This window comes from Thiocapsa sp., from assembly GCF_018399035.1.
Taxonomy (GTDB): domain Bacteria; phylum Pseudomonadota; class Gammaproteobacteria; order Chromatiales; family Chromatiaceae; genus Thiocapsa.
On sequence record NZ_CP073760.1, the window covers coordinates 1,797,374 to 1,810,100 of the forward strand.

At 65.0% G+C, this 12,727-nt stretch carries 11 protein-coding genes; 9 read left to right on the top strand and 2 right to left on the bottom strand.

Annotation, left to right across the window (positions count from 1 at the left end):
- Positions 1–30: 30 nt before the first annotated feature.
- Positions 31–2,151 carry a hypothetical protein gene (locus KFB96_RS08230; protein WP_213462415.1) on the bottom strand — a complete coding sequence of 707 codons (2,121 nt, stop codon included), beginning with the start codon at positions 2,149–2,151 and terminating at the stop codon, positions 31–33.
- Between the two features lie 167 nt (positions 2,152–2,318).
- Here KFB96_RS08230 and KFB96_RS08235 point away from each other — a divergent pair, with 167 nt between their 5' ends.
- From KFB96_RS08235 to KFB96_RS08255, 5 genes are all read left to right on the top strand, one after another.
- Positions 2,319–2,879, top strand: coding sequence for a zinc ribbon domain-containing protein (locus KFB96_RS08235; RefSeq protein ID WP_213462413.1), 561 nt, complete (start codon positions 2,319–2,321; stop codon positions 2,877–2,879).
- Between the two features lie 85 nt (positions 2,880–2,964).
- The gene (locus KFB96_RS08240) at positions 2,965–3,504 is read left to right on the top strand and encodes a glycine cleavage system protein R (protein ID WP_093035171.1); all 540 of its coding nucleotides are present in this window, start codon (positions 2,965–2,967) and stop codon (positions 3,502–3,504) included.
- A 101-nt stretch (positions 3,505–3,605) separates the two neighbouring features.
- The gene (locus KFB96_RS08245; protein WP_213462411.1) at positions 3,606–4,079 is read left to right on the top strand and encodes a peroxiredoxin; all 474 of its coding nucleotides are present in this window, start codon (positions 3,606–3,608) and stop codon (positions 4,077–4,079) included.
- 326 nt (positions 4,080–4,405) lie between these two features.
- Positions 4,406–5,821 (top strand): PhoH family protein, encoded by a 1,416-nt coding sequence (locus KFB96_RS08250; protein ID WP_213462409.1) that lies wholly within the window; start codon positions 4,406–4,408, stop codon positions 5,819–5,821.
- A gap of 442 nt (positions 5,822–6,263) precedes the next feature.
- Entirely contained in the window at positions 6,264–6,686 is a 423-nt protein-coding gene (locus KFB96_RS08255) for a DsrE family protein (RefSeq protein ID WP_213462407.1), read from the top strand.
- Positions 6,687–6,969: 283 nt separating this feature from the next.
- Here KFB96_RS08255 and KFB96_RS08260 read toward each other — a convergent pair whose 3' ends face one another.
- Positions 6,970–8,139 (bottom strand): ATP-binding protein, encoded by a 1,170-nt coding sequence (locus KFB96_RS08260; RefSeq protein WP_213462405.1) that lies wholly within the window; start codon positions 8,137–8,139, stop codon positions 6,970–6,972.
- Between the two features lie 317 nt (positions 8,140–8,456).
- Here KFB96_RS08260 and KFB96_RS08265 point away from each other — a divergent pair, with 317 nt between their 5' ends.
- The 4 genes from KFB96_RS08265 (at position 8,457) to KFB96_RS08275 (ending at position 12,514) form a co-directional block, all read left to right on the top strand.
- On the top strand, positions 8,457–10,487 hold the full coding sequence (locus KFB96_RS08265) for an amylo-alpha-1,6-glucosidase (protein WP_213462403.1): 2,031 nt from the start codon (positions 8,457–8,459) through the stop codon (positions 10,485–10,487).
- On the top strand, positions 10,484–11,614 hold the full coding sequence (locus KFB96_RS26555) for a hypothetical protein (RefSeq protein ID WP_300971390.1): 1,131 nt from the start codon (positions 10,484–10,486) through the stop codon (positions 11,612–11,614). The genes KFB96_RS08265 and KFB96_RS26555 overlap by 4 nt, the downstream gene beginning before the upstream one ends.
- A 101-nt stretch (positions 11,615–11,715) precedes the next feature.
- Positions 11,716–12,327, top strand: coding sequence for a hypothetical protein (locus tag KFB96_RS26560; protein WP_300971391.1), 612 nt, complete (start codon positions 11,716–11,718; stop codon positions 12,325–12,327).
- Positions 12,320–12,514, top strand: a complete 195-nt coding sequence (locus KFB96_RS08275; RefSeq protein WP_213501879.1) for a hypothetical protein — start codon at positions 12,320–12,322, stop codon at positions 12,512–12,514. The genes KFB96_RS26560 and KFB96_RS08275 overlap by 8 nt, the downstream gene beginning before the upstream one ends.
- The last annotated feature ends 213 nt before the right edge of the window (positions 12,515–12,727 follow it).

Sequence of the window (12,727 nt, forward strand, 5' to 3'; positions counted from 1 at the left end):
CGACCGACAGGGAACGTGAGACCTATTCACTCAGGGCTCCAGCGCAACCTCGAAAGGCACAAAATCGAACGCTCGAATCGCAAGATCGACCGGTGCCGGTTGCTCGTGGCCGCGGAAGGTCAGCGAGACCTCCGAGAGCCCCTGCAGGGCGGGTGTTGCCGGGAGGACGACCTCGATCGTGCCGTCTACGGTCTTCGGGAAGCGTGCGAAGATCTCGATGGGGATCGCAGGCGGCGGAAGCGGATCGTCGGTCGCCCGCTTAAACGCGACGACGGCATCCTCGATCTCGGTCTCGGAGGCGAACCGGATCGAGAGCGTGCCGCTCGACAAGCTCGCCCCGTGGCCCTCCGGGAGAACGAACGCAAGCCCTCCGCTGCCGGTGATGCTCGACGCGAAACGTGACGTCCCCTCGTCGCGCGAAAAGGCGATCGGATCCTCGTGCGCGGTCCAGGGGATGATCCGGTTCTCGGCGGCTAGAAAGTCGATCCGCTGCCCCGGCGTATAGAGTGCTTCGAGCTGGCCGGAGAGGTTCGTCGCGTCGAGATAGCGCCGCATGTTTTCATGGGCGGTGTTGATTCCCCCGAGGATCAGCGACAGGGTGTGGGCGGTCGTCTGGTAGGGGATCACCGCGTCGGTGGCCGTATTCCAACCTTCCCAGGGACCGTGTTCGGTGAAGAGGCTCGAGATGCGCGCCCACTCGGTCCGCAGAAACCCGTCCACCTGCTCGGGTGCGATCCCGTAGGCAACGCCGAGGCTGTAGAGCGAGGGGGCCTGGGTGTCGAGCGGAGAATCGGTCACCGCGATGTCGGCGATCCCGATCAGGCCGGTGTATTCGGTTCCTTTGCCGCTGTAGGCCTCCGAGAGGAGTCCGGGCAGCCGATGCCGGGTCGAGAAATCGAGCTCGATGTCGACGAGTGTTTCCAGAGCGCTCCGCCACGCCGGGTTGCGGGGCTCCTGCATGAACAGCGACAGCCCGAGCAGCTGAAAGGCCGAGCCGTCCCAGGCGGCCAGTGCATAGGTGTCGATGCCGTCGGCCTGTCGGTAGGGCTTGATCTTGAATCCGGCGTTGCGGATCGCCGCGACCGGCAGTCCGTAGCGCAGCATGGTGAACATCAGAGGGCCGCGGAACTCGTTGATGAAGTAGTTCATCTGCCCGGTCACCCAGTTGCCGCGACCGTCGTCCCAGCCGACGAACCGATCCGCCGTCGCGTCCCAGCCGAACACGAAGGTGCCGGTCCGTGGATCGAACAGATGGGCGTAGCCCTCTCGTTGGGCCTCGATGAAGCGCTCCATCGCGTCCCGCAGGGCGACGGCCCGCGGGTCGTCGCGGATCTCGGGCTGCAGGAGTGCGCCGATCGCTCTTGCCAAGGCGGCCGTCAGGTTGGCGTTGTCGCCGAAGATGATGGTGACCACGCGTTGATCGAGCAGCCCCATGATGGCGGCTTGCCGAGACGGATCGGCATAGGGTGCAAGCGCCCCGTCGAAATGGAGCGCCCCGTAGCCTGCGCGACGGAGAATCTTGCCCTTGCGGCCGTTGTCTTCCTCCTGCAGCCACCCCTTCTCCAGGAGAGCGAGCCAGATCGCCTGGCCGTCGCGCTCGCCGAAGGTGGCGATGACGCGGCGTCGCTCGATGGATTCCAGGAGCGGGCCGCGGCGTTGCCCGCCGTCGAACCCCATGAAGTTCGAAAGCAAGCCCTTCGCGGCGAGATTCGGATCGCGCTGATCGGTACCGAGTGTCGCGACCGCGAGCGCGAGTCCGTCCAGGGCCGCGTCGCGGGAGAGATAGGGATTGTCGGCCTGGCCTGCGGCGATGTTCGCCAGCAGCTCGATCCAGGCGCCGATCGCGGTGAGTTGCGTGAAGTCGCGCAGAAAAAGCCCGTTGGCCGGCTCCTGATTCCAGCCCTCGACCGGATAACCGGACACCGGGTCGATGATGCGGTGCGCCGGATCGACGTAGCTGAAGGCGTTGTTCAGCAGACGCCGCATGTACCGATGGTGTTGAGGGACCTCGGGATCATCGAAGGTGCTGCGCGCGTCGCGAGGCACGTCGTCGGGACCGACGGGCGCAGATGCCGCGGGGACGGCCGATACGAACAGGATCAGTGCAACGAGCAGTGGATACAGACCGTGACTCTTGTCGAGGATAGACATCGGAGCTTCAATTCTCACCGTAAGGACCCGAGGCGTCGGGATCGCGTTCGTCGCCTCGGGACGCGACGACGAGGGCGGCGCAGCGTCGCGAGCACCCTGTCGACGCGCGGTTCGCGAGGCGGACATCGCGTGTAGAATGCGCCGAGCCTTTCGACGGAGACAACACCATGCCGGTCTATGAGTTCTATTGCCCCGACTGCCATGCCATCTTCAACTTCTTCTCGCGTCGGGTCGATACCGAGACGCGTCCTGCGTGTCCGCGCTGCGGGCGGCCTGAGCTGGGTCGGCAGGCGAGCCTGTTCGCGATCAGCCGCGGGCGCGCACAAGGTGACGAGGACGCGGGAGACGACGATCTGCCTGCAGGTCTGGACGAGGCGAAGTTGATGAACGCCTTCGCCTCGATGGCCGGCGAGTTGGAGAATCTCGATCAGGACGACCCGAAGCAAGCGGCGCAAACCATGCGCAAGCTGTTCGAGGCGACGGGTCTGAAGCTCGGCGACGGGATGGCGGAGGCGATCCGCCGGATGGAGGCGGGCGAGGATCCGGATCAGATCGACGCGGAGCTCGGCGACGTGCTCGATTCCGAGGATCCCTTCGGCGCAGGCGGGGCCGCGCGGACCTCGGAGGCGCTCAAGCAGCTGAGGCGCGATCTGCTCCCGGCCGCACGCGACGACACCTGGTATCCGCTGCAGGGGCCGGTCGAGCCGCGGAGTGGGTCGCCTTCCTGAGTGCCCGGGCGCACCCTATGCAGGTGTCCGATGGCCCATGTTACACTCCGAGCGGTACTTGTAACCCGCGAACCTCGGCAAGGATATGACCAAGCAGAAGACCTACCTCGTGATCTCGGCACTCGGCGAAGACCACCCGGGTATCGTCAACCAGATTTCCAAAACCGTGCTCGAGCACGGTTGCAACATCGAGGACAGCCGCATGACGGTCCTCGGCGGCGAGTTTGCGGCGATCCTTCTGGTCGAAGGCAAATGGAACACGTTGGCCAAGATCGAGAATGCCCTCCCGGAGCTCGAGCGCCAGCTCGGGATGACGATCATCTCCAAGCGCACCGGCGAGCGCGCCACGGGCCGAAATCTACTCCCGTACGCGGTCGACGTGATCTCGATGGACCATCCGGGGATCGTCAACAACCTCGCCGGCTTCTTCGCCGAGCGCAAGATCAACATCGAGGACATGTCGACCTCCACCTATGCGGCCGCCCACACCGGAACCACCATGTTCGCGGTGCACATGACGGTCGGGATCCCCTCCGACATGCACATCGCCGGTCTGCGCGAGGAGTTCATGGACTATTGCGACGGGCTGAACCTCGACGCGGTGCTCGAGCCGATCAAGGGCTGAGCCCGACCGGCTGTGCAGGTGCGCCGGACGGTATGAAACGCCGCCGGCCGCCACCAAATCCACCGCACACCATCATCACTCGAGAGTGGAGGCACCCAGCCATGAGCGTCGCGATCGGCGAAACCATCCCGGATATCGAGCTGCCCGCCACGGGCGAGAAGAGCGTCAAGCTCTCGGACTACCGCGGCAAGAACCTCGTCCTCTATTTCTACCCCAAGGCCAGCACGCCCGGCTGCACGCAGGAAGGCCAGGACTTTCGCGATGCGGCGGACGCCTTCGCGGCGGCGGACACGCAGATCCTCGGCGCCTCGCGCGACGGCATCAAGGCCCAGGAAAACTTCAAGGCCAAACAATCCTTCCCCTTCGATCTGCTCTCGGACAAGGACGAGACGCTCTGCAAGGCCTTCGATGTCATCAAGATGAAGAAGATGTACGGCAAAGAGAGCCTCGGGGTCGAGCGCAGTACCTTCCTGATCGACGCCGAGGGCGTGCTGCGCGAGGAATGGCGCGGGGTCAAGGTGAAGGACCACGTCGCCGCCGTGCTCGCCGCGGCGCAACGGCTCAACGCCGGCTAATGTAGCGGTGCAGAGATTCCGAGACCGTCCGAGATCATTTTTTCGTTGTCGTTGTCGTTGTCGTTGTCGTACTCCTATCGATGGTCGACTACGACAACGACAACGAACGGTCTCGGAACATCTACCGTGCGGCACTGAGTCGCGCCTCGGGGTGCCTCGGCCACCCGCGCGGAGGTCGCGGCACCCGCATCGCCACGGGATCGAAGCCGGCCCGCGCGTCGCCCGACGATGCCGAGCAGCCCTGCCGAGCGTCGCAGATCCCCTCCCCCACCCGATCGATCGCCGCTGCCGAGTGCTCCGGCGCGGCGCTCCGGTAGCCGATACCCATGATCAAACGCGAAAACGACAAGACCTGCCTCTTCGTCCTCGACACCAACGTGCTGATGCACGACCCCACGGCCATCTTTCGCTTCCAAGAACACGACATCTTCCTGCCCATGATCGTGCTCGAGGAGCTCGATCACGGAAAGAAGGGCTTGTCCGAGGTGGCGCGCAACGTCCGCCAGGTCAGTCGGTTTCTGGATCAGCTCATGTCCGGGGCGGACAAGGAGGAGATCGACGCGGGACTTCTGATCGGCCCGGTCTCGACCGGCGGCGGCATCGCACACCCGTCCACCGGGCGGCTTTTCTTTCAGACCGAGCTGCTCGATCTGAAGCTGCCGGCATCCTTGCCGGGCAGCGGAGCGGACAACAACATCCTGGGCACCGCCCAAGCGCTGAGCCAGCTGCGGACCGATCGCCAGGTCATCATCGTCTCCAAAGACATCAACCTGCGCATCAAGGCGGCGGTGCTCGGCATCCCGGCGGAGGACTACTCCAACGATCAGGTCCTCGACGACGTCAACCTGCTCTACACGGGCATGGAGGCGCTCCCGGAGGATTTCTGGGAGCACCACGATAAGTCGCTCGATGCCTGGAAAGAGGAGGGCCGCACGCTCTATCGAGTCGCCGGGCCGGACATCGCCGACTGGTATCCCGCCGAGTGTCTCTACCTGGGCGAGGACGGCGCCTTCGAGGCGATCGTGCGCGAGAAACGCACCGAGACCGAGGCCGTCATCGAGCTGGTGGACGACTATCGGGTCCCGCGCCACGGCGTCTGGGGCATCATGGCGCGCAACCGCGAGCAGAACTTCGCGCTCAACATGCTGATGGATCCGGACCTGGATTTCGTCACCCTGCTCGGGGCCGCGGGGACCGGCAAGACGCTCCTGGCACTGGCGGCGGGGCTCGCCCAGGTGCTGGATCGCAACCTCTATCGCGAGATCATCATGACCCGGGTGACGGTCCCGGTCGGCGAAGACATCGGCTTCCTGCCCGGCACGGAGGAGGAGAAGATGACGCCCTGGATGGGCGCGCTCATGGACAACCTCGAGGTGCTCACCAAGCCCGAGGGCGGCGAATGGGGACGCGCGGCGACCAATGACCTGATCCGCAACCGGATCCGCATCTCCTCGCTCAACTTCATGCGCGGGCGTACCTTCCTGAACAAATACATCATCCTGGACGAGGCCCAAAACCTCACCGCCAAGCAGATGAAGACACTCATCACGCGCTCCGGTCCGGGCACCAAGTTCGTCTGTCTCGGCAACATCAGCCAGATCGATACGCCTTACTTGACAGAGACCACATCCGGCCTGACGTATGTGGTGGATCGCTTCAAGCAGTGGCCGTACAGCGGGCATATCACGCTGTTGCGCGGGGAGCGGTCGCGGCTTGCTGACTTCGCCTCGCAGGAGCTCTAAACCGCGTCCAAAGCGAGATGCTCACTTTCGAGTGAGTTCGAAGTTTGGTGAATCCACGACCCTTAGCGGGGGACGCGGTTTAAAATTTTATATTTTTTAATACCTTAAACCGCGCCGGCTCCAGCGGCTCTGAAATCCGCCGGGGCCGATCCCATCCAAAAACATCGCATACCGCACTGGGCGCGGTTTAAGACTCGATCGTCTCGGTGGAACCAATGAGCTTGGGTGGATGGTGGACGCTTTGTGGCATCAAGGAATGACGGCGCGGACGCGATCGAGGTGAACGAGAATAAGAAGAAAAGGGGCGCAGGTTTCGGCAGGCTTGGTCGCGTGACCGGGCGTCGCGCTTGCAGCCCTCTTGCTGCGTTGCTTTAGGGCTTCGCCTGTGTGTCGAGCGCTCCGTGAGACGGGCGCCGATCAACCATCAAACGAGGACTTTCCGATGAAAACTGCTCCGCTCTTGGCGTTGCTTGCCGCAGTCGCCGGTGTATCGTCCGTCGCGACTGCGGCGGAGAAGCTCGATGTCGTCTACCACCTCTCGGAGCCGGAGCGTGCGGCCTTCGTGCTGAACAACATGCAGAACCATATCGACGGGGTCGGCGGACCGGAGAACATCAATATGGTGCTGGTCGTCCACGGGCCTGCGGTAAACGCGCTGAACGAGATCGAGGCGACCGAGAAGGTCAGCTCCGGCATGGCGTCGCTGCGCGAGCAGGGTGTCGCCTTCGAGATGTGCGGCAACACGCTCAAGGTGTTCAATCTGGAGCTTGACGAGCTGCTGCCGGGATTTGTCGAGGTGAGTCAGGGCGGGGTAACGCGTATCGGTGAGCTGCAATCGCAGGGTTTTGTCTACATCCGGCCTTGAGACCGAGCGACGATTCAGAAACAAGGTGAACACCTTGATGACGGTAGGATGGGTAGAGCGCAGCGAAGTCCACTAATCCCTCCGGCGCTTAACCACCCTTCGGCCGGGCGGCCTCGCTCATTCGATCTTCGCTCAGACCGACCGCCCAAACTTCAATCGCTCGTGACACCCGCTCTGCGGTGTCACGCATGCCCCGCGGCGCTCTGCGCCATGTGCCACGCTGGCCGGAGTGATGAACAAGACACGCCGGCCCTAGAAACAATGCCTCATCGAGTCTCTCGCCTCACGCCGGCAGCGCGACCAGTTCCTTCGCCAAGAGCCCTAAACCGATCGCCTCGATACCGCCACCTTTCGGGTAGCGCTCGTCCCCGGAGTAGACCAGAAAGGCACGGTCGGGATTCAGGTCTTCGAGCGCCGTGTAGGTGCCCGGCTCGGCCTTCGGCGCGAGGCCGCGTTTGATCTCGACGGTCCAGAGGCGGTTGCCCGGCAGCTCGAGTACCAAGTCCATTTCCACCCCGGTAGCGGTTCGGTAGAAGCTCGCTTGGGTTCTCTCGGGCGCGGCACGCAACAGGGTCTCGATGACGAACCCCTCCCAGCTCATGCCGGCGACCGGGTGTCCGAGCAGGTCGTCAAGCGTGTCCAATCGCAACAGCGTGTGGACGAGCCCGCTGTCGCGCACGTACACCTTAGGCGATTTGACGAGGCGCTTCTTGACGTTCGCGAGATAGGGGGGAAGGCGGCGCACCAAGAGGAGATCGACCATCAGGTCCAGATACCTGGCTACCGTCTTGCCGTCGACGGCGAGGGCACGCGCCAGCTCGGCGGCATTGAGCAGACCACCCTGCGCATGCGCGAGCATGGTCCAAAAACGGCGCAAGGTCTCGGCGGGGATCCGCGGCCCGAGCTGAGGGATATCGCGTTCAAGATAGCTGCGGATGAAGCTCTCGCGCCACAAGACGCTGTCTGTATCCGTGTCCGCAAGAAAGCTGCGCGGGAATCCACCGCGGTTCCAAAGCGGCTGGATCCGCGTCGAATCGATCTCCAGGGCATCGAACGGGGCCAGCTCGAGATAGGCGATCCGCCCCGCAAGACTCTCGCTCGATTGGCGCAGCAGGTCGACCGACGCCGAGCCGAGGAGGAGAAAATGGCCGGCCGCCTCGCCGTCCCGCACACGCTCGTCGATCAGACCACGCAGGACCTGAAACAGCCCCGGGGCGCGCTGGACCTCGTCGATGATCGTGAGACGGCCGCGACGCCCCTCGAGGTAACCGCGAGGATCCGACAGCTTGTCGAGGTCGGCCGGATTCTCCAGATCCAGGTAGAGTGCATCGTCGGCTGCGCGGCACGACATGGCCAAGGTCGTCTTTCCGACCTGACGAGGACCGAGCAAGGCGACAGCCGGAAACCGCTTGAGTCGATGCTCGAGAGGTGTCGCAAGATGGCGGGGAATCATGCTTGCAATTGTGGACTGGCGTGCCAGATTTGCAACCTTCCGGTCCGCCGATATCAAGTCGCCGCTCGGGAAGGCGATTCCCGGAAAATTCCATTCCTGTAGGTTGTGCTGACGATAGGAGGCACAACTTGCGCCGACGGTTGGTTGTGCCTCGCACGGCTCGGCACAACCGCCGGCCCTCGCTGCGCGGAGCGCTCCGATGCGCAGCTTGGCATAACGGAGTTCCGGGATGTGCCGAACCAGTAAGGCGCGGATGGTGCCGCGACAGGCGATCCGCAAGCCCCGACAACCCTGTCGACCGGACCGAGTGTTCACCCATGACCATACCCTCAGCTGGCCTGAACCAGGCCGAACGCCGCGAGTGGTGGATCGCCAACGGCCGCGGAGGCTATGCCGCGGGCACGGTCGCCGGCGGCCTGACCCGCGGCTACCACGGCATCCTGACCGCAACGATCGATCCGCCGCTCGGGCGCCGCCTGCAGGTCGCCAAGCTGGACGCGACCCTGATCGACGGGGAACACCACTGGCCGCTCTTCACCAACCGCTGGGCCGACGGTTGCATCGCGCCGGACGGGCATGGGCTGATCGACGCCTTCCGCCTGGACGGGCGCATGCCGGTGTGGCATTGGGCCTGCGGCGATCTCTTGGTCGAGCAGCGCATCTGGATGCCGCCGGGCGAGGACAGCGTCTGGTCGGTCTATCGGCTCCTGCGAGGCCGTCCGGGTACCGCGACGCGCGTGCGCATCGCCCTGCTGCTTGCCGATCACGACCATCACCACGTCGGTCACAAGGGCGACTTCGATCCGATCCTGACCCTCGACGGCGACGGCGACGGCGAAGCGCGCTTGACGGCGCGTTGCGCCGACGGACACGACATTACCCTGATCGCCGTCGGCGGACGCATGCGGATCGACCGCGACTGGATCGAGCACTTCGGCTTGCCGATCGAGCGCGAACGCGGGCTACCGGATCAGCACGACCTGTTGCGCGTCGGTTTCGCCGAGCTGTCCCTGAGCACGACCGCGTGGTCCGGTGTGTTGGCGACGGTTGCACTCGACGCCACGACCGGCCCCGTGCCGGATCCCGAGCAGGCATTGGAGCGCTTCCGGCAGCAGGATCGCGCGCTCCTTCAGACCGCACGGACCCATCACAAGCAGATTCCGGACATCCCCGGCTGGGTCGAGCAGCTCATCCTCGCCGCCGACAGCTTCCTGATCGAGCGGCCGATCGGCACCCTGCCCGCCGGGCAATCGCAGGCCAAAGGCGCATCCGTCATCGCCGGCTACCCCTGGTTCGGCGACTGGGGTCGCGACACCATGATCGCGCTGCCCGGACTCACCCTCGCGACCGGTCGACCCGAGATCGCCAAACGCATCCTGGAGACCTTCGCGGGCTTCGTCGACGGCGGCATGCTGCCGAACCGCTTCCCCGGTGCCGGCGAGACGCCCGTCTACAACACGGTCGATGCGGCACTCTGGTTCATCGATGCCTGGCGCGCCTATATCGAGGTAACGGATGACCGCGCCGCACTCGCCCGAGTGTTCCCGATCCTGGAGTCGATCCTCTCGCACTATCGCGAAGGCACCCGCTACGGGATCGGCATGGACCCCAGCGACGGACTGATCCGCGCCGGGGAGCCGGGAGTGCAGCTCACCTGGATGGATGCGAAGGTCGGGGATTGGGTGGTGACCCCGCGGATCGGCAAGCCGGTGGAGATCAATGCGCTCTGGTACCACGGGCTGAGGGTGATGGCCGATTTCGCCGAGCGGTTGGGTCGCGATCCGCGAGGCTATCGCAGCGCAGCGGATCGGACGCGCGCCGGTTTTGCCCGATTCGTGCGTCTGGACGGCGAAGGTCTCTACGATGTCATCGACGGCCCGGATGGCGAGGGCGCGCGTATTCGCCCCAATCAGATCTTCGCGGTCAGCCTGACGCACTCGCCGATCGACGCGCCCGCCCGAGCCTCGGTCGTCGAGGTCTGTGCGCGTCATCTACTCTGTCCCGACGGCTTGCGCACCCTGGCGCAAGAAGACCCCGATTATCGGGGTCGTTACGAAGGGGATGTCTGGAGTCGCGATGCGGCCTACCATCAGGGCACGGTCTGGGCTTGGCTGCTGGGTCACTACGCCCTCGCGGAATACCGAGTGACCGGCGATGCGGCGGCAGCCCAAGCGCGGCTTGAGCCGATCGCCGATCATCTTCGCGACGCCGGAATCGGTAGCGTCGGCGAGATCTTCGACGGTGATCCGCCGCACCACCCGCGCGGCTGTCCGGCGCAAGCCTGGTCGGTCGCCTGTATTCTGGATGCCTGGATACAGCTGGAGCGCATCCGCAGGAGACTCACGTGAGCGAATGGCCGATCAACGCCGAGCGCGAACGCTTGGAAGAGGCGCGCCTCGGCACCGCCGACTGGCGTCTCTGGGGCCCCTATCTCGCCGAGCGCGCCTGGGGAACGGTGCGCGAGGATTACAGCGCCGACGGCAACGCCTGGGATCACTTCACGCATGAGCAGGCGCGCTCGCGCGTCTATCGGTGGAACGAAGACGGGCTCGGCGGCATCTGCGATCGCGAGCAGCGACTCTGCTTTGCGCTCGCACTCTGGAACGGGCGCGACCCCTTTTTGAAGGAGCGCGCCTTCGGGCTGACCGGACCGCAGGGCAATCGCGGCGAGGACGTGAAGGAGTGCTGGTTCTATCGAGACGCTCTGCCCACGGCGAGCTATCTGCGCTATCTCTACAAGTATCCGCAGGCGCCCTTCCCCTATCGCGGGCTGATCGAGGAGAACGCCCGGCGCTCCCGCCAGGATCCGCCCTACCTGCTCACCGACACCGGCTGTTTCGACGCGCAGCGCTATTGGGACGTCGACGTCTTCTACGCCAAGGCCGGCCCGCGCGAGATCCATATCCGCATCTATCTGAAGAACCGCGGCCCGGAGGCCGCCGAGATCCATCTCTTGCCGACCCTCTGGCTCCGCAACACCTGGTCATGGGACGAAGGCGCGGAGCCTCCGGTGCTGCGGGCGGCGACCGCCCCGGACGGCGCCGCTTGGGCGGTCGAGGCGAAGCACCCGACGCTCGGCACCTATCACCTCTACGGCTCGCATCGCGCCGAGCTGCTCTTCACCGAGAACCTCTCCAACGCCGAGCTGCTCTGGGGCAGCCCCAACCCGTCTCCCTACGTCAAGGACGCCTTCCACCGTCGCGTGGTTCAGGGCGACACGGCAGCGGTCAATCCGGCGCTCGTTGGGACCAAATGCGCGGCCTGGGGCCATTGGACCGTCGGCCCGCAACAGCACGCCATGGTCGATCTGGTGCTCAGCGCCGAGCCGCTCGCCCAACCCTTCGCGCGCAGCGAGCGCACGCTCTCCATCCGCCAGTCCGAGACCACCGTCTTCTACGACGATCTCCTGCCCGAGGCGCCGAGATCGTCGACCGGCGACTCCTGGCAAACGCGCCGGGCTTCGCCGACCTGCTGAGCGTCCATAAAGGCGGGCTCTTCCGGGGCAGCACCGTCTGTCTCTGTCCGGATTGGGAAAACGACCGGGGCGAGCACCTGCTCGCCCTGGTCGATCACACCATGCTGCCGCGGATCCTGGAGCGCCTGCTCGACGAGGAGCAGTTCCTGTCGCGCTTCGGGATCCGCAGCGTGAGCCGGATCCACGCCACCCAGACCCACTTGGGCCGCATCCCCGGGATCGGCGAGGCACTGATGGAGTACGTCCCCGGCGAGTCGAACTCGCCCCTGTTCGGCGGCAACTCCAACTGGCGCGGCCCCATCTGGCTGCCGACCAACTACTCGCTCGTGCAGGCGCTGGAGAAATACCACCGCTTTCTCGGACCCGGGTTTCAGGTCCCGGTCGCCTGCAAAGACGGCCAACGGCTCAACCTCGGCGAGATCGCCACCTTGATTGCCGAACGCCTCGTCAATCTCTACCGACCTCCGAACGGCGCGCCGCCGCCGGCCCTGGTCCGCGAGGGACCACTGCACGACGATGTCCACTGGCGCGACCTGCTAAGCTTTCATGAGTATTTCCACGGCGAGACCGGCGAGGGTCTCGGCGCCTCGCACCAAACCGGTTGGACCGGACTGCTCGCCAATCTGGTGATGCGTCGCTATCGGAAAGACATCACCCCTTGGAGCGGGCTGGACCGCGGGACCGAGGCCGCGCCGATCGACGAGATTGCCTGAGAGGGACCTGTCCTGGCGATCGCCGGAGCACACCCCCGCCCGTCATTCAGGCCAGTTTCACGATCTGGTCGAGAACGGCGCCTACCGAAGTTCCTCCCAGCTCGGCCCGCCGTATCGGATCGGCCCCTCGATGCTCGACGGCGTGGAACTGGAGCTTGGCGCACTGGTGAACGACGGTGGGGTGTGAATGAGAAGCGCAAAAAAAGGCCACAACTTGATTCACGACGGCAGTTCGCCCTGCCCCGGGTGCACGACGGCGGCCAGCCTCATCCGCCGAAGAACCCTGCAGGATCCGGAATGAAGTGCTTCTATCGCAGCGTTGCGGCTCTTCCCAAACGACGGCACGTTTTCCAATCGCTTGACTCAGGCTCTTTGCATCGGTATATTAGCATTAACTTAT

What these genes read in the sequence shown, in the direction of transcription:
- KFB96_RS26560 (WP_300971391.1), top strand. Translation starts at nt 11,716, where the DNA reads ATGCTGCCGCGGATCCTGGAGCGCCTGCTCGACGAGGAGCAGTTCCTG.
- KFB96_RS08240 (WP_093035171.1), top strand. Translation starts at nt 2,965, where the DNA reads ATGACCAAGCAGAAGACCTACCTCGTGATCTCGGCACTCGGCGAAGAC.
- KFB96_RS08230 (WP_213462415.1), bottom strand. Translation starts at nt 2,151, where the DNA reads ATGTCTATCCTCGACAAGAGTCACGGTCTGTATCCACTGCTCGTTGCA.
- KFB96_RS08260 (WP_213462405.1), bottom strand. Translation starts at nt 8,139, where the DNA reads ATGATTCCCCGCCATCTTGCGACACCTCTCGAGCATCGACTCAAGCGG.
- KFB96_RS08245 (WP_213462411.1), top strand. Translation starts at nt 3,606, where the DNA reads ATGAGCGTCGCGATCGGCGAAACCATCCCGGATATCGAGCTGCCCGCC.
- KFB96_RS08255 (WP_213462407.1), top strand. Translation starts at nt 6,264, where the DNA reads ATGAAAACTGCTCCGCTCTTGGCGTTGCTTGCCGCAGTCGCCGGTGTA.
- KFB96_RS08265 (WP_213462403.1), top strand. Translation starts at nt 8,457, where the DNA reads ATGACCATACCCTCAGCTGGCCTGAACCAGGCCGAACGCCGCGAGTGG.
- KFB96_RS08235 (WP_213462413.1), top strand. Translation starts at nt 2,319, where the DNA reads ATGCCGGTCTATGAGTTCTATTGCCCCGACTGCCATGCCATCTTCAAC.
- KFB96_RS08250 (WP_213462409.1), top strand. Translation starts at nt 4,406, where the DNA reads ATGATCAAACGCGAAAACGACAAGACCTGCCTCTTCGTCCTCGACACC.